Origin of the sequence: Flavobacterium sp. UMI-01, from assembly GCF_019656315.1 — a bacterium.
GTDB lineage: Bacteria > Bacteroidota > Bacteroidia > Flavobacteriales > Flavobacteriaceae > Flavobacterium.
The window spans coordinates 165,681-190,696 of record NZ_BPLU01000067.1 but is presented as its reverse complement, the minus strand read 5'-3'; the positions used below and the strand labels follow the sequence as shown (position 1 = coordinate 190,696).

24 protein-coding genes are annotated in these 25,016 nt (G+C 32.6%); 12 read left to right on the top strand and 12 right to left on the bottom strand.

The features are described from left to right. Positions 1-50 precede the first annotated feature (50 nt). The 3 genes from K5R64_RS14800 to K5R64_RS14790 all read left to right on the top strand — a co-directional run bounded on the left by K5R64_RS14800 (position 51) and on the right by K5R64_RS14790 (position 2,922). Positions 51-1,193, top strand: coding sequence for a PepSY domain-containing protein (locus tag K5R64_RS14800; RefSeq protein WP_220764531.1), 1,143 nt, complete (start codon positions 51-53; stop codon positions 1,191-1,193). An 82-nt stretch (positions 1,194-1,275) separates the two neighbouring features. Beyond that, positions 1,276-2,190 (top strand): AEC family transporter, encoded by a 915-nt coding sequence (locus K5R64_RS14795; RefSeq protein WP_220764529.1) that lies wholly within the window; start codon positions 1,276-1,278, stop codon positions 2,188-2,190. Positions 2,191-2,283: 93 nt separating this feature from the next. Then, a complete protein-coding gene (locus tag K5R64_RS14790; protein WP_220764527.1) occupies positions 2,284-2,922 on the top strand; it encodes a peroxiredoxin in 639 nt (212 codons plus the stop codon). A 150-nt stretch (positions 2,923-3,072) separates the two neighbouring features. On the opposite strand, the gene K5R64_RS14785 is transcribed toward K5R64_RS14790, so the two are convergent. From K5R64_RS14785 to K5R64_RS14745, 9 genes are all read right to left on the bottom strand, one after another. Then, positions 3,073-4,881 carry an alpha-amylase family glycosyl hydrolase gene (locus K5R64_RS14785; protein ID WP_220764526.1) on the bottom strand — a complete coding sequence of 603 codons (1,809 nt, stop codon included), beginning with the start codon at positions 4,879-4,881 and terminating at the stop codon, positions 3,073-3,075. Next, complete coding sequence (locus tag K5R64_RS14780) at positions 4,866-5,027, bottom strand: hypothetical protein (protein WP_220764525.1); 162 nt, start codon at positions 5,025-5,027, stop codon at positions 4,866-4,868. The genes K5R64_RS14785 and K5R64_RS14780 overlap by 16 nt, the downstream gene beginning before the upstream one ends. Positions 5,028-5,269: 242 nt before the next feature. Continuing rightward, positions 5,270-5,710: a response regulator gene (locus K5R64_RS14775; RefSeq protein WP_220764524.1), complete on the bottom strand. Its 441-nt coding sequence runs from the start codon at positions 5,708-5,710 to the stop codon at positions 5,270-5,272. An 87-nt stretch (positions 5,711-5,797) separates the two neighbouring features. After that, complete coding sequence (locus K5R64_RS14770; RefSeq protein WP_220764523.1) at positions 5,798-6,370, bottom strand: AraC family transcriptional regulator; 573 nt, start codon at positions 6,368-6,370, stop codon at positions 5,798-5,800. A 255-nt stretch (positions 6,371-6,625) separates the two neighbouring features. Next, positions 6,626-7,207 carry a GDP-mannose pyrophosphatase NudK gene (gene nudK / locus K5R64_RS14765; protein ID WP_220764522.1) on the bottom strand — a complete coding sequence of 194 codons (582 nt, stop codon included), beginning with the start codon at positions 7,205-7,207 and terminating at the stop codon, positions 6,626-6,628. Positions 7,208-7,256: 49 nt separating this feature from the next. After that, a complete protein-coding gene (locus K5R64_RS14760; protein ID WP_220764521.1) occupies positions 7,257-8,528 on the bottom strand; it encodes an adenylosuccinate synthase in 1,272 nt (423 codons plus the stop codon). Positions 8,529-8,616: 88 nt separating this feature from the next. Then, on the bottom strand, positions 8,617-9,117 hold the full coding sequence (locus K5R64_RS14755; protein ID WP_220764520.1) for a Fur family transcriptional regulator: 501 nt from the start codon (positions 9,115-9,117) through the stop codon (positions 8,617-8,619). A gap of 117 nt (positions 9,118-9,234) precedes the next feature. Beyond that, positions 9,235-11,454: a bifunctional (p)ppGpp synthetase/guanosine-3',5'-bis(diphosphate) 3'-pyrophosphohydrolase gene (locus K5R64_RS14750; protein WP_220764518.1), complete on the bottom strand. Its 2,220-nt coding sequence runs from the start codon at positions 11,452-11,454 to the stop codon at positions 9,235-9,237. 195 nt (positions 11,455-11,649) lie between these two features. Beyond that, entirely contained in the window at positions 11,650-12,441 is a 792-nt protein-coding gene (locus tag K5R64_RS14745) for an RNA methyltransferase (RefSeq protein WP_220764516.1), read from the bottom strand. A 231-nt stretch (positions 12,442-12,672) separates the two neighbouring features. Between K5R64_RS14745 and K5R64_RS14740 the strand changes: the two genes are divergently transcribed. From K5R64_RS14740 to K5R64_RS14700, 9 genes are all read left to right on the top strand, one after another. Next, positions 12,673-13,269, top strand: a complete 597-nt coding sequence (locus tag K5R64_RS14740; protein WP_220764514.1) for a trimeric intracellular cation channel family protein — start codon at positions 12,673-12,675, stop codon at positions 13,267-13,269. Positions 13,270-13,312: 43 nt separating this feature from the next. Then, entirely contained in the window at positions 13,313-14,290 is a 978-nt protein-coding gene (locus K5R64_RS14735) for a GNAT family N-acetyltransferase (protein WP_220764512.1), read from the top strand. After that, positions 14,287-15,387, top strand: coding sequence for a DegT/DnrJ/EryC1/StrS aminotransferase family protein (locus K5R64_RS14730; RefSeq protein ID WP_220764509.1), 1,101 nt, complete (start codon positions 14,287-14,289; stop codon positions 15,385-15,387). The genes K5R64_RS14735 and K5R64_RS14730 overlap by 4 nt, the downstream gene beginning before the upstream one ends. Next, positions 15,384-16,664, top strand: a complete 1,281-nt coding sequence (locus tag K5R64_RS14725) for an O-antigen translocase (RefSeq protein WP_308443163.1) — start codon at positions 15,384-15,386, stop codon at positions 16,662-16,664. The genes K5R64_RS14730 and K5R64_RS14725 overlap by 4 nt, the downstream gene beginning before the upstream one ends. Positions 16,665-17,233: 569 nt before the next feature. After that, entirely contained in the window at positions 17,234-18,283 is a 1,050-nt protein-coding gene (locus K5R64_RS14720; RefSeq protein ID WP_220764505.1) for a hypothetical protein, read from the top strand. A gap of 126 nt (positions 18,284-18,409) precedes the next feature. Continuing rightward, the gene (locus K5R64_RS14715) at positions 18,410-18,598 is read left to right on the top strand and encodes a hypothetical protein (RefSeq protein ID WP_220764503.1); all 189 of its coding nucleotides are present in this window, start codon (positions 18,410-18,412) and stop codon (positions 18,596-18,598) included. After that, entirely contained in the window at positions 18,595-19,965 is a 1,371-nt protein-coding gene (locus tag K5R64_RS14710; RefSeq protein ID WP_220764501.1) for a class I SAM-dependent methyltransferase, read from the top strand. The genes K5R64_RS14715 and K5R64_RS14710 overlap by 4 nt, the downstream gene beginning before the upstream one ends. 395 nt (positions 19,966-20,360) lie before the next feature. Beyond that, positions 20,361-20,699, top strand: a complete 339-nt coding sequence (locus K5R64_RS14705; RefSeq protein ID WP_220764499.1) for a hypothetical protein — start codon at positions 20,361-20,363, stop codon at positions 20,697-20,699. A gap of 1,241 nt (positions 20,700-21,940) precedes the next feature. After that, positions 21,941-22,276 carry a hypothetical protein gene (locus K5R64_RS14700; RefSeq protein ID WP_220764497.1) on the top strand — a complete coding sequence of 112 codons (336 nt, stop codon included), beginning with the start codon at positions 21,941-21,943 and terminating at the stop codon, positions 22,274-22,276. A gap of 62 nt (positions 22,277-22,338) precedes the next feature. On the opposite strand, the gene K5R64_RS14695 is transcribed toward K5R64_RS14700, so the two are convergent. Genes K5R64_RS14695 through K5R64_RS14685 form a run of 3 tightly spaced genes read right to left on the bottom strand, consistent with a single transcriptional unit; the run spans position 22,339 to position 24,881 of the window. After that, positions 22,339-22,797 carry a DUF1456 family protein gene (locus tag K5R64_RS14695; protein ID WP_220764495.1) on the bottom strand — a complete coding sequence of 153 codons (459 nt, stop codon included), beginning with the start codon at positions 22,795-22,797 and terminating at the stop codon, positions 22,339-22,341. A gap of 42 nt (positions 22,798-22,839) precedes the next feature. Then, on the bottom strand, positions 22,840-23,865 hold the full coding sequence (locus K5R64_RS14690) for an aminotransferase class I/II-fold pyridoxal phosphate-dependent enzyme (RefSeq protein WP_220764494.1): 1,026 nt from the start codon (positions 23,863-23,865) through the stop codon (positions 22,840-22,842). Between the two features lie 5 nt (positions 23,866-23,870). Next, the gene (locus K5R64_RS14685) at positions 23,871-24,881 is read right to left on the bottom strand and encodes a dipeptide epimerase (RefSeq protein WP_220764809.1); all 1,011 of its coding nucleotides are present in this window, start codon (positions 24,879-24,881) and stop codon (positions 23,871-23,873) included. Positions 24,882-25,016: the final 135 nt, after the last annotated feature.

The following is a 25,016-nucleotide window of genomic DNA, read 5'->3' as shown; positions in this document are numbered from 1 at the left end:
GGCCGTCTTAGAATGAGTACTTTTTAGAAACGCTCTTTAATTCATTTCAGATGAAAAAGAATAATTTTAAAAGAATAATTGGCAAGATTCACTTGTTATTAGGTTTGTCTTCAGGGCTTATCGTTTTTATTATTGCCATTACAGGATGTTTTTATGCTTTTCAAGAAGAAATTCAAAACATAACTGAAGAATATCGTTTTGTAAGTAAAGAAGAAAAACCTTTTTTGCCCCCATCCCAGCTAGAAGCAATAGCTAGAAAAGAATTACCTGGTAAAGTGTTGCATGCCATTCAATACCACGGGGCTGAAGAATCCGTAGAAGCCATTTTTTATCAACACGATCCTTTTTATCATTTTGTCAGTTATCTGAATCCTTATTCGGGCGAAGTTTTAGCTACTGTAAATATGGAGGAAGGCTTTTTTAGGTTTATACTTGATGGTCATTTTTATCTTTGGTTACCGCATAAAATTGGACAAACTGTTGTGGCTACAGCTACATTACTATTTGTTATTATGCTAATTTCAGGGCTTATTTTGTGGTATCCAAGAAATAAGAATGCTCGAAAACAACGTTTTAGTTTTAAGTGGAAAAAAAGCACCAAATGGAAGCGAAAAAATTATGATCTGCATGCCGTTACAGGATTTTACGTTTTTTTATTAGCACTTGTGTTTGCAATTACAGGATTAGTTTGGGGATTTAACTGGTTTGCCTATTCGTATTACAAAGTTCTCGGTGGCGAAAAATCATTGGTTTATCAAGATCCTATTTTGAACAAAAGCAAGTTGACGGTAGAAAAACCAATAGATAAAGTTTGGGTGATTATGAAAACCAAATATCCGCAAGCAAAATCTATTGAAATTCATCCTCCAGAAACTGATACTACTGCTATTGCAACTAATGCAAATCCCGATCAAGGAACGTATTGGAAAACAAATTATCATTATTACGACCCTTATACATTAGAAGAAATTGAAGTAGATCATATTTATGGGAAACTTGCAAACGCTGGTATTCCTGATACGTTAATGCGAATGAATTATGATATTCATACAGGCGCCATAATAGGTTTTCCGGGTAAGGTTGTCGCTTTTTTAATTAGTTTATTTATAGCGAGTCTTCCTTTGACAGGATTTTATATTTGGTGGGGACGCAAGAAGAAAAAAGAACCTACTACAGTTTTAGAGGAATCATAGTATTGCTTTTAAAATAAAGAGGAAGATGGCAGGATACTTTTTAAATTATGTGGATATTTGTATTTCCTTTTAAAGTCCATGCATGAGTAATATCATTATCATTTTTGTTTTTTTGCTACTCGGAATTTTGTTGCAAAATCTGAAATCTTTTCCTGTAACCTCAGCTTACAAATTACTGAATAAAATTGTGGTAACGGTTTGTTTGCCAGCTATTGTATTGTATTACATCCCAAAGTTGACCTGGAGTAATGAGTTGTTGTATCCCATTGGTGCCGCATGGATTTCATTTATTTTGTCTTTTGCTTTTTTTTATTTTTTAGGTAAAAAATTAGGATGGTCAAAAAAATTAATTGGTTGTTTGGTACTTACAGGAGGTTTAGGTAATACTTCTTTCTTAGGGTATCCCATCGTAAATGCATTGTATGGAGAGCAAGGATTGAAAATAGCCATTCTTTTTGACCAACCTGGTACGGTGGTCTCACTTTCAACTTTAGGAATTTTTATAGCGACCTATTTTTCTAAAGAAAACTTAAAACCCATCCAAATGGTGAGTCGGGTTTTTAAATTTCCGCCTTTCGTTTCGTTTTTAATTGCTTGTTTTTTGAATGTTTTTTCAATAGAAATGTATGGTGAAATTCTGGTTGTTTTAAAATTTCTGGGAAGTATTATGGCACCTCTAGCATTGACCTCTATTGGGCTTCAATTGCGGTTTGAAAGCAAGAGTCAACATTGGAAATTTTTAAGACTTGGACTGCTGTTTAAGCTCGTTTTGACTCCAGCATTTATTTATATTTTGTATGTTTTGGTTTTAAATCAAAGGTCGGAGATGGTCGATGTCGTAATCATGGAAGCGGCTATGGCATCTAATATTACCGCTAGTATCATGGCAACGAGTTATGGCTTAAAGCCACGGTTGTGTAGTATGATGATAGGGTATGGGATTCCTATTTCGTTTATTAGTTTGATTTTTTGGTATCTGATAACCTTGACAATATAGCTACCGATTTATTTAAAGTTTATTTATGATAGGATGTCTGAGTGGTTTGTTTTTTTTTGACTAATTTTAATGGAATTTAAAAACAAAGAAATTATGGCATCATTACGATTAGGAGATATTGCACCCGATTTTACTGCAGAAACTTCTCAAGGAAATATTCATTTTCATGAGTGGTTGGGTGATTCTTGGGGCGTGTTGTTCTCGCATCCCGCTGATTTTACACCAGTGTGTACAACAGAGTTAGGAACAGTAGCAAATTATTTTCCAGAATTTGAAAAACGAAATACCAAAGTCTTGGCTTTAAGTGTTGATGGATTAGCCTCCCACAAAGAATGGATTAAAGATATTGAGGAAACTCAAAATGTTACGTTACAATATCCTATTATTGCTGACGAAAATAGAGCAGTGGCAACACTTTACGATATGATTCATCCCAATGCGAATGAAACTTTCACAGTGCGCTCGGTGTTCATCATTGGACCAGATAAGAAAATAAAACTAATGTTGACTTATCCTGCTTCCACGGGTAGAAATTTTGACGAATTACTTCGTGTAATTGATAGTTTGCAATTGACAGCAAATTATAGTGTAGCCACACCAGCAAATTGGAAAGACGGTCAAGATGTAGTCATTGCACCTGCGATTAAAGACGAAGATATTCCAGCAAAATTCCCAAAAGGATTTACTAAAATTAAATATTATCTGAGAACGACACCGCAACCTAATAAATAAGCAGGCACGGCATTTAAAAGTAAAACGGGAGCTCAAATTATGTGGAGTTCCCGTTTTATTATTTTACTATCTAATAAGTATTCGTATAAGATATTCTACCTAAGCTTAGGTATTTTGATGTAGAAATAGGAAGCATCTTTTTTGAAAATCTTAAGTTGCATTTACTTTAGGAGTCAATATTAATGCAGTGTAAGCAGGTAAATTGGTGGTTGCTTTATGAGGTTCATTATCATAATTTACATTTTCGATAATAATTGAATTTACTTTCATTTCTGTAAATTCTTCGTCATACCCTTTCCAATCACTGTTAAAAACTAATTGATATTGATTTTGATATGGAATACCAAAGCTGTAATTTTCATAAGATATATTAGAGAGATTTATTAGTATAATGGTGGAGTCAGTAAAGTCTTCTTTGGTTGATCGTGCATAAATCAACACTTTATTATGTTCATTATAATGCAATATTTTTGTAAACTGACCTTTTAAGCCTTGAGTTTCAAATTTTTCTTCAGTTCTCAAACGAATCAAATCTTTTACCATCTTAGTAATACCTGTATGTTTTTCTTTTTGTTCCCAATCCAAAGGTTGTGAGTCCTGAAAGTATTCATCTTCAATAAATTCTTGTCCCTGAAACAACATAGGTATTCCTGGTGAAGTTAAGGTAATTGCAATACCTAGAATAGCTCTTTTTTTTCCAAAATAACTGTCTGCATTTCCAGGTTCAATTTCTTCTGGAACCCGTGCTTTCCCATTGGCAACTTCATCATGTGATTCCGTATAGATGATTCTCTCGAAAACATCATCATTATATTTAAAAAGGATGGCATCAACCAATGATTGTAAATCGCGATACTCATCTCCTTGTTCAATCAAGATTTTTCTAACAGGATGCACAAAATGCATGTCCCATTGTGAACCGTATCCAATACCTCCATAATCAATATTTAATGTGACTAAGTCATGTCCTTTTAAATCCTCGGCTATGGTTAATTTTTCGGGATATTTAGCTTGAATTTCGGCATTTATATCTCTCATTAGCCTATTGCCTTCAGGTATTTCGGAATCATATCCCATTCCGCCTCCTTCATAACGAATAAAAGAAGTTGCATCCATGCGTAAACCATCACAATGGTAGTCTTCAATCCACATCAAGGCATTGTCTCTTATGTATTGTCTAACTTCTTCCCTGCCGTAATCAGGTCTAGAATCTCCCCAAGGAGTTGTAGAACGGTGATCGTTGTAGAAATAAATACCTCCTTTTTCGTTTTCAGACCAACCATCAAATTGCCATAAATCCATATCAGAAGGACCAAAATGGTTGTAAACCACATCTAGAATTACTGCAATATCAGCTTTGTGAAATTCATTGACCATTCGAGCAAAGGCTTTAGGACCGCCATAATCTCTTTCAATTGCAAAGGGATGCGAAGGATTGTATCCCCAAGATATTCCTCCTGCAAATTCTGCAATTGGTAGTATTTCAACACAGTTGATTCCTAATTCTTTTAGGTATGGGATTTTCTCAATAACATTTTCAAAGGTTGCAACTTGGTCTTCATGAATTCGGTTGAATGTGCCCACATGTAATTCATAAATCACTAGATGATTCCAAGGTTTCATTTTGAAATCATGATCTTCCCATTCGAAATCTAAATTTGTAATTAATGAATTGCCATTACTGTTGGTCATTTCCTTTGCATAAGGATCATTGCGGTAAAGAATTTGTTCACCATTGTGAATTATGAATTTGTATTCGTCACCTTCTTTAGCCTTTTTAACTGATGTAGCCCAATAACCATTATCCTCTTTGATAAGGGGATTTTCAGAATCGTTCCAATTGTTGAAAGAACCTGTTACAAAAACTTTATCAGCATGGGGAGCCCATACTCTGAAGGTTGTTCCTTTTTTTGAAACAATGGCTCCCATTCCCTCTACTTTTTCTATAGTTTTTTCCATAATTGGAAGCTTTTAGGGAAGTCAAGTGCCATTTCTTTTTTTATTCCTTCATTTGAAAATGAGAATGATTTTCTCCAAGGATCATCTTCAATTATTACGTTTGTTTTAGGGTATGTTTTTCCGACTTTAGCAAATTGTGTGTTCATCTTTATTTTTGTTTTATTAGTAATAGATTTTAATAATACAAAGATGAGCTGGTTTTACTTTTTTAAATTATAGAATTATCTGATGTAGTTATATAATTTTTATTTTCTATAATAAAAAAAAATCTAGAACCTTATAAAAAAAGATTTTTTTTGAAAAGGTTCTAGAATATTTAAAGCAAAAAAATAAGATAAATTATCATAAGCATTAGTATTGGCACTAATATATATGCGTGGTAAGCTAATTAAATTAAAATGAAATTATTAATGTCAACTTTATGGTTGTACCAATCTATGTTGAGAATAGCTAGAATCATTTTTTGTAAGTCATCAAATTTATATGGCTTTACTGCATAAAAATTAGCTCCCAGTTGGAGGCTTCTATTGATGTCGTTTTTATTGGAACTTGTGGAATAGATGATTACAGGAAATTTTTTAATTACTGATTCATTTCGAATTTCTTCAAGAAATTGAAAACCAGATTTTTTAGGCATGTTTAAATCTAAAAACACTACGCCATTTGCTGAATTTAATTCTTTAATTTTATCAACCAATTTTTCTCCATTTCTATGAATATGGAGTTTAATAACAGCATTGTTTGTATTGGAAATACTTTCAACAGCATCGCTAAAAAACATTAAATCATCCTCGTCATCATCTGCATAAAAGATGTTTAGGTTACTCATTTATTTTAATTTAGGATGTAAATGTATCTCTTTACATCCAAAAAAAGTTCACATTTTTGAGCGAAATATTGTGAATTTTATTGGTTTTTACTCTAAATCTTTATTGAGTTCTTGTATCGCTTTTCTTCTTTTTTCTTTTAATTTTTTAAAGTAGGTTGGAGTGAACCCAGTGATTTTTTTAAATTGAGTCGAAAAAGCAGACAAACTACTGTAGTGCAGTTTTTCAGCAATTTCGGAAAAATTAGACTCCTCAAATAGAATCATTTCCTTAGCTCTTTCCGTTTTTAGTAGATTTATATAATTTATTATGGTACACGAAGTTACATTAGAAAATGTATTGGATATGTAATTGTAGTCTAGTTCTAGTTTTTTTTCTAAGTAGTCGGAAATGTTGACTGTTTTTTCAATTTCTGAATTAATGTACTCTTGACAATAATTTTTAATTTTTTCGATTAATACACCTCCTTTGCTTTCTATGAGCTCTAGACCAACTGTTTTTATTTTTTTATTTAATTTTTTCTTTTTTTCTTCACTAAGTTCTCCTTTTACTTGTACCTCACCTAACTCTACTTTTAGAGGATGTAGTCCAAGTTCTTCAATCGCTTCTTTTACAAATACTTTACAGCTTTCGCATGCCATGTTCCTAATGTAGATTTTCATTTTTAAATAAAATTGGTTTGCAAATATATAATTTAAGTGTAAAAATTTTATTAAGATGTGTTTTATTTCTAGGATACTTGATTACTTAAAAAGGATAGTTTTCTAAGATAAAAACGAAAGCTACAATTACATCAAACAAAAACCTTTTCCAAATAGTATTGGTAAGAAAGCTGTCTGGAGCTTGTGTTTTTATCAGCGGATTGGGTAGGCTTGAAGTCTATCGTTTAAAAAAGGGTCAAGCGATATTTTTATATTTTAGAAACCTAAATTAATCTTAGCGTATTGCAATAATAAAATGGTTTTGGCATCTTTAATTTCACCAGTCGCAATCATTTGGTAGGCTTTGTCAAATGGCCATTCTAACACCTCGATTTCTTCTTGTTCCTTTTCGAGTCCACCTCCTTCGCTTACTTTCATACTGGCATCATATTCGCCTATAAAAAGATGTAAAATTTCAGTAACGGCACCTGGAGAAACATAGGTTTCCATTACTTTTTTTACTTCTGAGATGCGATAACCTGTTTCTTCTTCGGTTTCTCGAATGATGCATTGTTCAGGGTGATCAGCGTCCAAAAGGCCAGCACAAACTTCGATAAGCATACCGTTTGGATTTCCGTTAAGGTAAGATGGGAGTCGAAACTGACGGGTAAGAATAATGGTTTTTTGTTTTTTGTTGTAAAGTAATATTCCAGCGCCATTGCCTCGGTCATACACTTCTCTTTTTTGGGTTATCCATTTTCCTTTTCTTGTTAGGTAATCAAAGGTTACTTTGTTGAGAATGTACCAGTTGTCAGAAAGCAATTCGGTACTTTTAATTTTGATATTTGGGTTTTCCATTTTGTTTTTATGCGAAAAAAAACGCCCTGATGTTTCAGAGCGTTTGGTATTATTTTAGAATGGTTTGTTTTCTGTCTGGACCTACAGAAACAATTTTGATAGGTACTTCAACTTCTTTTTCAATAAATTCGATGTACTCTTTTAATTCAACTGGTAATTCTTCATAAGTAGTCATACCGGTTAAATCTTGTTGCCATCCTTTGAATTCTTTATAGATTGGCGTAACATTTTCTTCTTCCACATTGTAAGGGAAGTGTGCAATGTTTTGTCCTTTGTAATTGTATTCAGTACATACTTTCAACGTTTCAAATCCGGAAAGTACATCGCCTTTCATCATCATTAATTGGGTTACACCATTCACTTGAATGGCATATTTCAAAGCGACTAAGTCTAACCAACCACAACGTCTTTGTCTTCCTGTTACAGAACCAAATTCGTTTCCAACTTTTGCCATAGTTGAACCTACTTCGTCAAAAAGTTCTGTTGGGAATGGACCGCTCCCTACACGCGTAGTGTATGCTTTGAAAATTCCGTACACTTCTTTGATTTTATTAGGGGCAATTCCTAATCCGGTACAAGCACCAGCAGCAGTAGTGTTAGAGGAAGTCACAAAAGGATAAGTTCCAAAATCCACATCTAGTAAAGAACCTTGAGCACCTTCACAAAGAATTGATTTACCCGCTTTTTGAGCTTGGTACATGTATTCTTCACTGTCAATGAAGTCTAATTTTTTGATTTCTTCGATAGATTCAAAAAATTCAGCTTCTAATTCCGCTAAATTATATTCTAATTCCACTCCGTAAAAAGCAATCATGGCTTCGTGTTTGTCAGCCAATGAACGGTATCTTTCTTTGAAATCTTCTAATTCAATATCTCCCACTCTTAATCCGTTACGACCTGTTTTGTCCATATAGGTTGGTCCGATACCTTTAAGAGTAGAACCTATTTTAGCTTTCCCTTTAGATGCTTCAGAAGCCGCATCTAACAAACGGTGGGTAGGTAAAATTAAGTGTGCTTTTCTAGAGATAATTAATTTCTTTTTGATATCGATATTGAATTTTGCCAATCCTTCGATTTCTTTTTGAAAAACTACAGGATCAATGACAACACCGTTACCAATAACATTTACCGATGATTTATGAAAAATTCCAGAAGGGATGGTTCTCAATACGTGTTTTATTCCGTCAAACTCTAAGGTGTGTCCTGCATTTGGACCTCCTTGGAAACGGGCAATAATATCGTAATTAGAGGTAAGAACGTCAACAATTTTTCCTTTTCCTTCATCTCCCCATTGTAATCCTAGTAATAAATCTACGGTCATTTTAATTTCTTTATTTAATCGTTAATCTGATTTGGTGGTCAAACACAGTTAGGCCAGACCTTTTTATTTTTTTAAACTAAATATATTTTTAAGTGTTTTCTCCTTCTTCTTTCGGCTCTTCAGAGGCTTCTTCTTTCGGCTTTCTTTTGGTGCCGTAAAAGTACAAGGAATGATTGGTAATTTCAACATCAAAAATATCCTCAATGGTTTTTTTGATGGTTTGAATTCGTGGGTCGCAAAATTCTATTACATCACCAGTATCGGTCATGATGAGATGGTCGTGTTGTTTGTCAAAATACGATTTCTCGTAATGTGCTTGATTTTGACCAAATTGATGTTTGCGAACTAAGGCGCAATCCAAAAGCAATTCAATCGTGTTGTATAGGGTAGCACGACTCACACGATAGTTTTTGTTTTTCATTTTAATGTATAAATTTTCTACATCAAAATGTTCTTCACTATCGTATATTTCCTGAAGGATAGCGTAACGCTCTGGCGTTTTTCTATGTCCTTTATTTTCAAGATACATTGTAAAAACGTTTTTTACAATTTCTTGGTTTTTGTTGTTATCTGTGGAAATGAGTGTCATATTCGGCAAAGATAAATTATTATTTTAATAGTTCCCTAGGATTAATTTAATTTTGTGACAAATGAAAAAAAAATGCCTCATTAAAATCAAAAATAGTGGGTTAGGGAAAATGAGTTGTTAATTAGTATAGACACGGGTGACTTTATCCACACCGTCAATTTTTTTGATGTTATCAATCAATTTTTTTAAAATGCTATTGTTTTGAACAATCACAATTACTTGTCCTTTAAATAAACCTGCTTCTCCGCTTAAGGAAATACTTTGGATGTTAACGTTCATGTTGTTTGAAATCACTTTGGTCAACTCGTTCGTAAGTCCTAGCGTGTCCATACCAGTAATGTTTAACATCGCTTTAAACTCTTGTCGTGTGGAGTCTATCCATCGAGCCGGCATGATGCGATAAGCATAATTGGATTGAAGCGAAATGGCGTTTGGACAATCTTTTTTATGGACTTTGATTCCTTCGTTAATGGTAACAAAACCAAATACATCATCACCAGGAATAGGATTGCAACAGTTTGATAGTTTGTAGTCGAGCTTGTCTTGTTCTTTTCCAAAAACCAACATATCGTAATTGTGGTGCAAGATATGTTTGTGGATGTCGGTAGGAACCGCTTTGTCCGTTCTTTTGATTTTGTTCTTAAAGAAATTAATTAAGGTGTTCCCTTTTTGCGCGGCATAATCCTTTAATTGTTGGTTTTCAATCGAACCTACGCCTACTCGATAAAACAAATCCAAACTCGTTTTTAAGTTGAAAAAATTGACTAACTCATTCACGGTGGTTTCGTTCAAAGTTACCTTTAAATGTTTCAACTTACGGGTAAGTAATTCTTTTCCGTGTTCAGCAATTTTCTTGGTGTTTTCGTTTAAAACATTCTTAATTTTTGTTTTGGCGCGAGATGTGGTTACATAATCTAACCAGTTCACGGTAGGTTTTTGGTTCGGTGAGGTAATGATTTCGACTTGGTCACCACTACGAAGTTCGTAATTAAGGGGGACCAGTTTGCCATTAACTCTTGTGCCTCGGGTTTTGATTCCTATTTCCGAGTGAATGCTAAACGCAAAATCTAAAGAAGTAGCTCCTTTGGGTAAGGATTTAATGTCTCCTTTTGGCGTGAAAACATAGATTTCCTTAGAATATAAATTCATTTTGAAATCTTCAACAAAATCAACGGCGCTGGTTTCAGAGTTTTCAATGGCTTCTCTTAATAGATTTAACCACACGTCTAAACCGTGTTCTTCGTCGGAGCCGTTTTTGTATTTGTAATGTGCGGCGTACCCTTTTTCAGCAATCTCGTCCATGCGTTCGCTACGCACCTGTACTTCTACCCAACGTCCTTTTGGTCCCATGACGGTGATGTGTAACGCTTCATACCCCGTTGATTTAGGAGACGAAATCCAATCACGCAAACGGCTAGGGCTAGGGCGGTAATGATCGGTGACAATAGAGTAAATTTTCCAAGCCAGGAATTTTTCGTCATGAGGATTTGATTTATATACAATACGTAACGCAAATTTGTCATAAACTTGATCAAAAGTCACGTTTTGCGCCTTCATCTTTCTACGGATAGAATATATAGATTTTGGGCGTCCTTTGATGATATAGTCAAGTCCTTCCTCGTCAAGTGAAGTTTTGAGTACTGCCGAAATGTCTTTGATGTAATTGTCTTGTTGTTCTTTGGTTTCTTTTATTTTACTAACAATTTCATTGTAAATTTCAGGCTCCGTATATTTTAGACCTAAATCTTCGAGCTTGGTTTTGATGTTGTACAACCCCAAACGATGGGCAAGAGGCGCATAGATGTATAAGGTTTCCGAAGCGATTTTTTCCTGTTTGTAGTCATCCATGGCATCCATGGTTTGCATATTATGCAATCGGTCTGCAATTTTTATCAGGATTACACGAACATCATCATTTAAGGTGAGAATCATTTTTCGAAAATTCTCTGCCTGCATCGAGACTTTCATGTCTTTTTGAACCAATGATATTTTTGTCAACCCCTCGACTAATTGGGCTACTTTTGGGTTGAACATGCGTTCGATATCTTGCACGGTAATGGGGGTGTCTTCTACAACATCATGCATTAATGCTGCAGCAATTGAAGTGGCGCCTAAACCAATTTCGGATGCCACAATTTTTGCTACTGCTATTGGATGAAAAATATAAGCTTCCCCTGATTTTCGGCGTTGGTCTTTATGAGCATCAACGGCAACATCAAAGGCTTTTCGGATTAGTTTTTTGTCTTCAGGAGTCAAAGTTTGGTAACTAATTCGAAGTAATTCTTTGTATTCTTGCGCAATCGCTTTATTTTCTTTTTCTATGTCGATTTCTGTCATAACGAAGGTGTTCAATTTCTAAAAATAAGGATAAGTTCTTATATATGCAAGGGGAAAATGTGCGTTAATGCAAAGCGTTTGTAACTTTGTAAATTACCTATGGAAGAATAAAGAATAATGATTTTTGATGTTTTCTTTGAATAGAATTTTTCTTGCTAATTGAATTGATTTTATGTGGATCATTTTTGATTTTTGTCATTTTAAAAACCCTCTTTGTCTTTTAGCTTCAAAAATCAATATAGCGGCCGCTACTGAAACATTCATACTATCTATTTCTCCTTGCATCGGAATAATGATGTTTTGAGTCGCAGCTTCTCGCCATTCTTGAGTTAGTCCTGTGGCTTCGGTACCTACTACTAATGCGGTAGGACCAGTATAATCTTGTGTGTGATAAGAGGTTGCATTTTGTAAAGTAGCTGCATAGAACCGAATGTTTTTTTCTTTTAAAAAAGCAATGATTTCAGTAGTGCTTCCCGTTGCCACTTGGTTGGTAAACAAACAGCCTACACTGGAGCGAACAATATTAGGGTTGTACAAATCACTTTTTGGATTTGCAATAATGACCGCGTCGAGTTTGGCAGCGTCGGCAGTGCGTAATAAAGCACCAATATTACCTGGTTTTTCAGGAGCTTCGGCAATAAGAATCAAGGGGTTTTCGGATAGTTTTAAATCGGATAAATCCATAGATTTGGTTTTGGCTACAGCTAAAATTCCTTCAGTAGTGTCACGGTAAGCAAGCTTTTGAAAAACGTCTTTGTTGATTTCGATCAAATCTGTTGTATCAGTTATTTTTTTTACCTCTTTTTCTGAACATATTTCAGGATAAAACAATACGGTCAAGATTTCATAACCTCCTTTGATAGCAATTTCAATTTCACGTTTTCCTTCAATGATAAAGGTGCCAGTTTGTTTTCGGTTTTTGGCTTTATCTTGTAATAAAACTAAAGATTTTATATAAGGATTTTGGATAGAAGTGATTTGTTTCAATGGAGAAAAGGTATAAATTTTTATAAATGACCCTGCTAATGAATAACTAGCATTTGAGTTTTAACTAGCAATGATTTTTTGAGTTCTTTCAGTGAAAGAAACTAATAGTTTTTGAATGGGCTAAGATACTATAGATTTTTTAAAATTTAAAGCTGAGAATGCTGTGGAGGTAAAAAGAAATGGGTTGTGGTATATTTTGGTTATTTTTGTTGGAATTCACAACCGTTAAGAATGTTTTATTTGATACAGATAATTGGTACGCTTGCTTTTGCAATGTCAGGAGCTTTAACGGCCATGAATAAAAAAATGGATCCGTTTGGTGTATTTATTATTGCCTTTGTAACCGCTTTGGGAGGTGGAACATTGCGGGATGTACTTATTGGGCAAACCCCTGTGGGATGGATGAAGGATTTGATGTATGTGCATTTGAGTATTGCAGGTTTTGTGTTGGCTATTCTATTTCGAAAAAGATTAGAACATCTTCGGGTTTCGTTGTTTCTATTTGATACGATAGGCTTAGGTGTTTTTACTCTAATTGGCGTAGAAAAGGGAATAAATAGTGGCCTTCATCCGATCATTTGTATTGCTTTGGGTACCATGACGGCTTGTTTTGGTGGGGTGATACGAGATATTTTATGCAATGAAATCCCCGTTATTTTTAGAAAAGAAATTTATGCTACAATTTGTATTTTGGGAGGTGTGGTGTTCTTTGGTCTTAAAGCATTGGGATTGCCTAATGATGTGTTGTATTTGATTACTTCGTCTTTGATTATAACAATTCGATTGATGGCGGTAAAATTCAAATGGGCTTTGCCGTCTTTGTATTAATAAAAAAAATCATTAGTTTCACCTACTTTTAGAAACAACAATTGTGAAAACTTACCATATTAAGCGTTATACCGCGACTGATTATAAGCAGTGGAATGATTTTGTCCAACAGGCTAAAAATGCTACTTTTTTATTTCATCGCGATTTTATGGAGTATCATAAAGATCGTTTTGAAGATTATTCTTTGATGGTATATGAAGGAACAAAATTAGTTGCTGTTTTGCCTGCTAATAGAGTAGGAGAGGTTGTCCATAGCCATCAAGGGTTAAGTTATGGGGGATTGGTTTATGGCGAATCCTTGAAACTAGCTTCGGTAATTGCTGTATTTCAAAAGATATTGTTTTTCTTGAATGAAAATACTGTTTCAAAAATCAATTTAAAACTAATTCCGTCTATTTATCACAATAAACCAGCGGAGGAATTGCAATATGCGTTATTTTTGGTAAATGCTAAATTAATACGTAGGGATAGTTTATCTGTGGTTGATTTGGTTAAAAATATTTCGATATCAAAGGATAGGAAAAATAATATAAAGAAAGGCAAACGAAACGATTTAGTAATTAAAGAAGAAGTTTCGTTTGATCTTTTTTGGAACGAAGTACTTATTCCCAATTTAGAAGTAAAACATAATAGCAAACCTGTTCACTCCATTACTGAAATTTCATATCTAAAATCCATTTTTCCTAATAATATTAGGCAATTTAATGTGTATAAAGGAAATCAAATTATTGCTGGGACTACCATTTTTACGAGTGAAAATGTTGCACATTCTCAATACATATCCAAAAATAATTTGGATAAAAATTATAGAAGTTTAGATTTTTTACATGCTCATCTACTGTTTAATGTTTTTAGAGGTGTGAGATTTTTTGATTTTGGCATATCAAACGAAATGCAAGGAAGAAAATTAAATGAAGGTTTATCCTATTGGAAAGAAAGTTTTGGAGCAAGCACTATTGCTCATGATTTTTATGAAGTGAAAACTTCTGATTTTTATTTACTTGAAAATATATTTGTATGATTTCTTTCCTAGATTTAAAAAAAATAAATGCCGTTCATGCTCCAGATTTCCAACAAAAAATGACTGCTTTTTTGGAAAGAGGATGGTATATACTAGGTGATGAAGTAGGGGCTTTTGAGAAGGCATTTTCGCTTTTTTGTGGAACAAAATACTGTGTAGGTGTTGGAAACGGTTTTGATGCCTTAGTGTTGCTATTTAAAGGGTATATTGCCTTAGGTAAATTGCAAAAAGGAGATGAGGTACTTGTTCCTGCTAATACTTATATCGCTAGTATACTTGCAATTTTGGAAGCTGATTTAGTTCCTGTTTTGGTTGAACCCAAAATAGACACCTATAACATCAACCCTGATTTGATAATTGAAAAAATAACTTCAAAAACTAAAGCAATTTTAGCTGTTCATCTTTATGGTCAGTTGGCTGAAATGGATAAAATTAATTCAATCGCTACAGCGCATCAACTTTTGGTTGTCGAAGATGCAGCTCAAGGGCATGGTGCGATTATTGAAAATCAAAAAAGAGCTGGTAATCTATCCCATGCAGCTGCTTTTAGTTTTTACCCTGGGAAAAATTTAGGTGCTTTAGGAGATGGTGGCGCCATCACTACGAACGATGCAGATTTGGCAGAGACTGTTGCAATACTAAGGAATTACGGTTCTAAAGTCAAATATCAAAACGATTTGATTGGGGTCAACTCTAGGCTCGATGAGTTGCAAGCGGCTTTTTTGAATGTGAAATTACCTCATTTAGACGATGACAATCAAAAGCGAAGAGGCATTGCCCAACGCTATTTATTGGAAATACAAAACGATAAAATCATCTTGCCATTTTGGGATTATTCGGCAAATCATGTATTTCATTTGTTTGTAATTCGAACTAAAAACAGGTTAGAATTACAGCAATACCTACTGGATAATCATATTGAAACCATGATTCATTATCCCATTCCTCCTTACCGACAAAAAGCATTAAAGGAGTGGCATTCGAATTCTTTTCCTATTACCGATTTAATTCATCAAGAAGTGTTGAGTTTGCCTATAAGTTCCGTATTAACAATGGATGAGGTGGAGATTATTATTTCTACTATAAATAAATATTGATTTTGAAATTTTTAAAAACTTTTTTAAAAACAGAATTATTTAGAATTAGTTCTTTAAACAGCCTGAATATTTTTTTTAGGATTGTTACTGGATTAGTTACATCAAAGCTTTTAGCTATTTATGTTGGGCCAAGCGGAATGGCATTGGTAGGGAATTTAAAAAACTTCATGAGTTCATTAGAGTCTGTTGCTACGTTAGGATTTCAAAATGGAATTGTGAAATATGTTGCTGAAATTCAAGATGATAATGAAAAGTATAAAAAGTTTATCACAACTGTATTTATAACATTGATTGCTGTTGCGGTAACACTAAGTGTCATTTTGTTTTTTGGTGCCCACTATTTTAGTTCCTACATTTTTGGTGACAAAACCGAATATCAATTTATTGTTCGTGTGATGGCCTTGTCGTTACCTTGGTACAGTGTTTCGGTCTTTTTATTAGCGGTTATTAATGGATTGCAACAATTTAAACGAGTAATTTGGATTTCAATCATAGGAAATTTAATCAGTTTTGTTTTTACCCTATTTTTAGTGACCAATTTTAAAGTGATAGGAGCATTGTTAGTGAGTGTTATCATCCCTGCCTTACTGTTTTTTATTGCGTTCTACTTTATCGACAATAAGCTCGTTTTTATTAAAAATATTAGATGGCATATTTTTGATATTGGTGTGATAAAGAATTTGTCTTCCTATTCATTAATGGCATTGTTTTCCGGCGTCATGGGGTCATTGATTTATTTGAGTATTCGGAATAACATGATAGATAAATTAGGAATAAATACAGCGGGTTATTGGGAAACAATGTCCCGACTTTCATCTTATTATATGTTATTTGTTAGTACGATATTAACGGTTTATTTTTTTCCAAGATTAGTAATTGCTAAGAATAACGAGGAATCTAAGGCTGTTTTTTGGAGTTTTTATAAAAATATTATCCCCATTTTTTCTCTAGGATTAGTATGTATTTATTTTTTAAGATATTTTATTATCAATTGGTTTCTAACCAAAGAATTTACACCTATAGCAGACTTGTTTTTGTTGCAATTGATTAGTGATTTTTTTAAAGTTATTTCCCTTATTTTGGGGTATGAATTTTTGGCCAAAAAAATGACCAAAATCTATCTCTTTTTTGAAATTGCATCATATCTTTTGTTGTACTTTTTAAGTGATTTTTTACTCTCTATTTACGGAGTTAAAGGGGTTTTAATGGCACAATTTATAGAAAACGCAACTTATTTTGTCTTATTGGCTTTCTATTTTAGAAAAAGTTTGTTTTAATCTTTGGTGAATATTGATGGAGCAAAAGTTATAAGGTGTTTTTTTTGGGAGAATTATCTAAAAAGGAATACATTTTTTGATGATGTTTTGGAAAAAAAGTGAAATTATAAAAGTAAAAAAAAATGAAAATTAAGATAAAGGAAAGGATTGTTTCTTTCTTAGAAAACTCAAAAGACTATCCTGTTCTCGTTGGTGCTTTGCCAGGATTTTATGCCTTGGTATTTTATTTTTCGAATAATTATGAAACGATAAATTCCTATCAGCATCTGTTATTTTTTTCATTTCTTTTTATACTGTTACCAGTTATAGTAGTTTATTTATTGTTCAAAATTTTTAGTGTTTTTCAAAAATTGAAACCCTATAAAAAGCATCTTCTATTTGTGTTGACTGTTGAGGTGTTTTTTATACTGTTTTCTCAAGTTTATTTTTTTACGATAAAGAAAAAACTGCTTTTAGCCTTATTGGTTGTTTTATTTTTTGTTTCTTTTAAGTTGTATAAATATTATAAGCACCTTCTTTTATTTATACTTTTTTTATCTGTTTTGCCCTTGTATAAATGTGTTTATGTTATGATATACAAGCAGTGTGTGGATACAGTAGCATGGATGAAACAGCCGGATGATATTGTGCATGTTAAATTTAAAAAAACGCCAAATATTTATTTTATTGAACCTGATGGCTATGTAGGAGAACAAACGATGTTAAATGAGCCCTACCGTTATAAAAGTGAAATTTATAATTGGTTAAGAGAAAAATCATTTACAGTTTATGAAAATACTAGAAGTAATTATCCGGTTTCCCTGGTGTCCAATGCGTCAATGTTTGCAATGAAACACCATTATTTAAAAAGCATTATTACTCCTAATCTGGATATGTTGCCTGATACACGGAGTATTATAGTGGGAAATAACCCAGTTATTAGTATTTTGAAAAACAATAATTATAAGACTTTTTTTATTGTGGATAATGCCTATTTTCAGCAGAATTTTGTAAAAGGGACCTATGATTTTTACAATATTGATACTAATGAAATATCATTTTTTCATTCTTTTAGACAGGATAAAAAAAATGTATTTGAGGATTTAAAAAAACAAATTGAAGCCAATAAAAATTTGGCTCAACCCAAATTCTTTTTTATCGAAAAATTGCTTCCCCATCATTTGTTTTTTTATCAAGATGCCAGTAAGGAGGAATTACGTAAAACGTATTTAAAAAATGTTGAATTAGCAAATACTTGGATTAAGAAAACAGTAGATTTGATTATTAAACATGATCCTTCGGGCATTGTGTTAATTGCAGCTGATCATGGTGGTTTTGTAGGGCTTAGTAGTGATTTTGAAATGTATTCTACTAAGGATAAGACATTATTGAAATCCGTTTTTTCAAACTTAGTGGCAGTTAAATGGAATTCAGATGAACATGTTGATTATGATGCAAATTTTAAGACTAATGTGAATTTTTTTAGGATTTTGTTTTCTTTTCTAAGTGAAGATAAGCAATGGCTAGATGCTCTTGAGCCCAATACAAGTTATAATTTTTATGACACGAACAATTCCAATAAAGTTTATAAAGCAATAGACGAAAATGGAAATTCAGATTTTTTAAAAGTTAAACGTTAAAAAGTGTTTGGTAGGAGTAAGAAGCTTCTTTTTAGGAGTTTTTTCGAAATAAAAATCAGATTTGTTACTAGTTGAGCATAAGAAGGATATATTTTATTTATTTTTGACAAAAATATCAATTTGCAGATGATTTCATTATACTTTGATCCTGGTACTGGAGCTTTGATTGTTCAATTTTTTGCAGCAATAGTTGCAGGGATTTTACTTTTTTACAGAACAATTGTTTATAAAATTAAATCTATTTTTGGGATAAAAAACAAACTAGAAGACGATTTTATGAACGACGAAAACAATCAGGAAGAGGGTACTAAATGAGTGTGAAAAGGAATACGTCGTCTTTTAGAGATCCATCAGGGTATGTTTTTACGGAAAATGATACCGTAAAAAGAATTGTGAAGCCTATTTATTTTGAGCAATTTGAGTCGCTATCAAGTAGTGGGTTTTATAAAGAGTTGTTTGCAAAAAAGTTTTTGATTGAACATCAAGAAGTTTCTAAATCGGACACGGAAATCATTTTAAAAGCGACTAAAATTCCTTTTATAAATTATCCATACGAATGGAGTTTTCTGCAATACAAACACGCCGCTTTATTGACTTTAAAAATTCAGAAACACTGTTTGCAAAATAACTTCACGCTAAAGGATGCTTCGGCTTTTAATATTACTTTTCATGAAGGCAAACCTATTTTTATTGACACCTTGTCTTTTGATTTTTATAAAGAGAATAGTCCTTGGAGTGCCTACAAACAATTTATAATGCATTTTTTAGGGCCGTTGGTCTTAACGACCTATTTTGGTCATGATTTTTTAAAATCGTTGTCGCAAAATTTGGAAGGACTAAGTTTAGAAAAAATTTCTAAAATGTTGCCTTTCTCAAGTTATTTTAGCCCCACTGTATTGACGAATATTCATTTGTTGGCTAAATACGACAAAAAGTTTGCCGCCAATAAAAATTCAGTACAGAATAATTTGTCGAAATCATCCCAATTAAAATTAATTGATAATTTATACGATTACATTTTAAATTTAAAAGTAGATGAAACAACCGAATGGGATCATTACTATAACCAGACGAATTATAACGAGTCTGCTTATCAGTTAAAAAAAGAAATGGTTATTAATTGGTTTTCTTCCCTTAAAAGAAAATCGCTAATAGATATTGGAGGGAATGATGGTACTTTTTCTAGGGAATTGTTGGGGAAGGAAGCCTACATTGTTGTTGCTGATGTTGATCCAAATGCTGTAGAACAAAATTACAAGCAAGTATTAAAAAACAAAGAAAAAGCCATACTTCCTTTAGTTGTGGATATCTTACATCCCTCACCTAATATTGGATTTAATAATGAAGAACGATTGTCGTTTATTGAAAGAGCTACCTCTACTAATTTTGAAGGCTGTTTGGCTCTAGCAGTGATTCATCATATTACGTTGTCTGGAAATGTTCCGTTTTCTTTCTCTGCTCAATTTTTTGCTAAGATGGCACCAAATTTATTAATCGAATTCCCTACGAGAAATGACTCTTGGGTGCAATTTTTATTGGATAGTAAGAGGGAGTTTAAAGGACATTTTGATTTTTATAACGAAGAAAATTTTGAATTTGCTTACAAAGAGTATTTTCAAATTATAGAGAAAAAACCAATATTTGGTTCAGATAGGATTTTATACAATTTTAAAAGAATATAATCTGTTTTTATTTAGGTAAAATATTATATTCTTTCCTTTGACTGTTTTCATTTTAGAAAAAAAAGGCATTCCTCTTATTGATTTAGGAAGAGGTTTTTTTATTCAAATTACTGTAAAAGTAATGCTTATGTTAAGAAATTGTTATGCGAATATTTCTTAATTGTTAAGTTTTTTTGATTTTGAATTTTTTTTTCGGTCCAAAATTATGGAGTAAGCATAATTTTAATTCTTTTTTTTTATACATCTACTAAATTATAGTTGTTATTATTATATTCTCAAAAAATTAATCGGAATTACATTGATTTTTGAATGAAAGTTAAGAAAAAAACACATCATTGCTGGTTTGAAACATAGCCATAAATTTGCATCATAATAATTGTAAAAACAGAAATGTCATGAAAAAAACAGTTTTATTATTAGTGATTGCGATGATGATGAATGTAACATTCGTTTCAGCAAAGATTTTGAACCCCAGAAAAAATTATGTAAATGCTTCTCAAGAATTGACTGAATTATTAAGTCCATCTATAGCAATTGGTCAATTAGAAAATGATGTTCAAGTAAAAGTTAGAGTTTTAGTTACAGAAACTGGTGAATTAGTAGTTTTGCAAACTTTGACAGATAATGAAGAATTATCAAATTATATTAAAGATGCTTTGAACTATAAAAAACTATCTTCTGGAGAATTAGTACCAGGAAAAGATTATGTATTTGAAGTTAAATTTAAAGCATAATGTTTCCTATGAAAAAAAGTAATGGTTCAAAAAAGTAAAAATCCTAAGTTGTGAGACTTAGGATTTTTTTTGTCCCATTTTTTGGGCTCAGAATTCATAATGTGTTCCGTGTAGGATTCATGCTGATGCAAATGAAACAGATTACAGTTTTTTAAGATTGAAAATCGACAATATTTGAATAAAAGCACTTGTAACCCGTTGGGTGAAATTAATTTAATGGTTAATTTTATACCTATTGTCACATTGAGCTTGTCGAAATGTATCATACTATGAAGTCTTCGACAGGCTCAGACTGACATTTTAGGTATAAATAACTTTAGATTTAAATTAGGATTACCAGTTTAAATGAATCTTATTAATTTCACCCAACGGGTTTTTATTGTAGTATAGTTTTAGACATGAACTTATCAATCCAATAAGAGCTGGCTGTTTTTGGGATCAATAAATATTCGTAGTAAAACCAAATTATACAGTAGAAATCTACTCCACTTTATTCTACTTCACATATAGGACTTACTCAGTTTTTAATCATTGAATCGGGTGCTTTGTTCGAATGGACGAAACAAATAGTTTGTTTTTCCTTCTTAAAAAATTTCGTTTCCCTATAAGATACACTTCAAAATTAGGGTTGAAACTTGAACGGCAACATTCAAGTTTTTTTTTTTGCTCTTCTGTTTTGTACTGTTGCTTTTTGAAAGTAGGATATGCAACTGGAATTGTTAGGTGATATACTCGTTGTAACTATTTCGATTGAAATAAGGGTTAATTGCGAATTTCGCAAAAACAGATTTTCATACCATTCCAATAGTATTCTTGTTTTAAGACGGAATAGTTTTTTTTAAGTCGGTTTTGCGTATTTGTTACTGATTTTGGTTGTTTGTTTGTTTTTATAGGTTGTTTTTGGTTTTTTTAACGGTTTTGTTGTGAATTTTATGGACTTATCATCAAAGTAAAACGAAGCTAAAAATGCTTTAATGTTAATTTAATGTTATGTAAATATTACCCGAATGTTAATTTTTACATTTTTTTGCTTTTTTTTAAATCCTGAAAAAAAGAGTGAAGTATAATTTTAATTGCTTTTTTTTACATATCTCTTAAAATAAGTAACTAATAATTATGTTCTCAAAAATTAATGCCGAAAATCGTTGATTTACAGTTGGTTTTGTGGCTCAAGGCCTGCCATTGCTAGTCTAAAACTTCATTGTACATTTGCATCATAATAATTCTAAAACAGAAATATCATGAAAAAATCAATTGTATTATTAGTGATTGCAGCGATGATGAATGTAACATTCGTATCAGCAAAAGTATTAGATCCAAGAAAAAGTTATGCAAGTACAGCTCAAGAGTTATCTAGCTTTTTAGTACCATCTGCTTCTGTAGGTACATTAGAAAATGAAGAAGTTGTAACTGTAGAATTTCTTTTGACTCTAACAGGAGATATCGTGGTTATTAACGCGAAAACTGAAAATGAAGATTTATCTGAGTACATTAAAGAAAAGTTGAACTACAAGAAACTTTCAACTAATGAATTGACTCCTGGACACCGTTATAAATTTGAAGTTAACTTTAAATAATAACGGAAGTATATGAAAAATATTGAATCTATTGGAAAGTAAAAATCCTAAGTTGTTATGACTTAGGATTTTTTGTTTTTACCATTATTGAATTTAACTTTTTCAACAATATCAATTTTAGGTTTTTTGTCTTTAGATTTAAAAGAAGGTTTTTTCTTGAAATCTTTATTTTTTGACTTTTGTTCTCCTCTGTTCGCTTCACTATCGATAGGTTTCTTAAAAGGAACTTTTTCTTTGGTGTTACCTTTTGCAGGAATTTCGCTTTTATGTTTAGCGAGCACTTCATTTGGGTTTTTTGGATTTTCTTTAGTTCCTCTTAAATGAATCACTAAGCCATTGAGGAAATTACGCAATACTTGGTCTCCACATTCCATATAATTAGGATGTTTTTCATCTCTGAAAAAAGCGCCTAACTCTGATTTTGAAATTCTGAAATCCACAAGTTCTAAAATTTCGACTATTTGGTCATCACGAAGCATTAAGGCTACGCGTAATTTTTTGAAGATATCGTTGTTGGTCATGGTGTTATTTTTTACAAAGGTACGTTTTAAATATATTTCAAGTTACAAATGGTTAAGAATAGCAATAATTTTGTCTAAATCTTTCTTTTTGTGATTTGCAGTAAAAACGATTCGGTTCAACTGTCCCTTATGATTAGGGTATTTGAAATGGGTGATAATAATGTTTTGTTTCGCTAAAGTAGTAGCCAAATCGGGTACTTCAGGATAAATTATAGGATAGGTGGGGTTAAAGTTTATGGCATTTTTGTGGATTAGTTTTAAGTGCACATAAGCCAGTTTTCGTTGTAATTTTTGATGTTGTTTGCGGTAAATGGTTTTAGCATCAGCAAGTGTTTGTACAAAAGCGGGATTCATTCCTGCACTGGAAACAAAGCTATCGTTGTTGCGAATTCGTTCTATAAAATCTTTGTCGGAAGCAATGACGCCACCAGTTAATCCAAAAGATTTTCCTAAGGATGAAAACATTATTTTTCGTTTAATACAAGGGAAATCGATTGTTGAAAAAAGTCCTTTGCCGTTCTCGCCCCACAAACCCAATGAATGGGATTCGTCAATGACCAACGTAATTTCTTTGGTGGCAGAAATGGAATTTAAAATGGATAGGTCGATGGGTTGAATTTGGGTCGAAGGAACGGCATCCGCCAAAAAGGTGATTTTTTCAACGGTACTATCTAGCAATCGGGGATTGATTTTACCATCAATACAAACGGGTAAACTAGAGCTTGTCTTTAAAGCGTTATGAGTGTCAGGAAAATGAAAAAAACAATCCGTTGTTGTCGCTACTGTTTCAAGAATTAATTTACCTGCTAGCATCCCTGATGACACGGTGATAGCAGCTTCAGCTTTTATAAATTGAGCTAAAAATCGTTCGCCTTCATCATAAGCGGTGAGTTGGATGTTTGCATTTCTTGAGCTACCATAAGTGGTTCCCCATTTCAAAATGTTTTTGATAAGTAATTTTTTAAATTTAGAATGGTTGGGTAAACCTAAATAAGAGGTTCCTCCAAAATAAAGGTAATTTTGGTTATCAATGACAATTTTTCTATCGGGGCAGGCCGTGACTTTCATATTTCTTATTTTAGAATAACTCCTGTACCATGCAATGTGCTGTAACCAATTTTTCCGTTTTCAATGCTCACACCATGAGCAATATCCTCTGCCAGAAGTAAAGGACCGTCCATGTCCACATAGTCTAATTGAGGTAACAAATGGGCTATAGCCGAAATTCCTACTGAGGATTCAGTCATACAGCCTACCATTGTTTTCAAACCTAATGTTTTAGCTTCTTGAATCATTCTGCGAGCAGGAGTAAGACCACCACATTTTACGAGTTTAATATTTACACCATGAAAATGTTGGTAACACTTGGCGACATCTTCTTCAACAATACAACTTTCGTCTGCAATGATAGGCAAAACCGATTCTTTAAAAACTTCGGAATGACCTTCCCAATTTTCTGCTTTTAAAGGTTGTTCTAAGAATTCAACCCCTAGTTTTTGTAGTTCGATAGCATTTTTTATGGTTTCCTCAACACCCCATCCACAATTAGCATCTATTCTAAAAATAGCCTCCGTATGTTTTCGAAGTGCTTTTACAATAGCGATATCTTCTTTAGTACCTAATTTTATTTTATAAATTGGCCAAGGGAGTTCTTTCATTTTAGCGACCATTTTTTCAATTGTGTCAATTCCTATGGTGTAGTTGGTCAACGGATTCTTTTCTGGGGAGTATTGCCATAAATCATAAAGTTTTTTTCCTTTTTTACGCGCATATAAATCATGATACGCCATATCTAAGGCGCACAAGGCAAAAAGATCTTCCTGAAGAAAGGGATACATCGTGTCCCAAAAAAGCTCTGGGCTTACTTCTGGCATATTTTCGATTTTGAAACGAACCGCTTCTAAATCGGCTATCATTTTAGGAATGGTAATTTGATAATAAGGATTAGAAGTTGCCTCGCCAAATCCACTAAAACCCTCGCTTCTAAGTTCAATAATTAATGAAGGTTGTATGTCAATGGACTCTCTGGATATTGTAAAAGTATGTTTTAACTTTAAATCGTAAGCCCTTAAAATCAGTTCCATCATAGTAGTAATATCTTTTATTCAATAGTTTTCTAAATCTAGTAAAAATATGTTAGAATAAACAGGTTTTAGAACGGTATTTATGGTTTTTACAGGATGTTTTTTTGTTAATATAATTTTTTTAGATTTAGATTT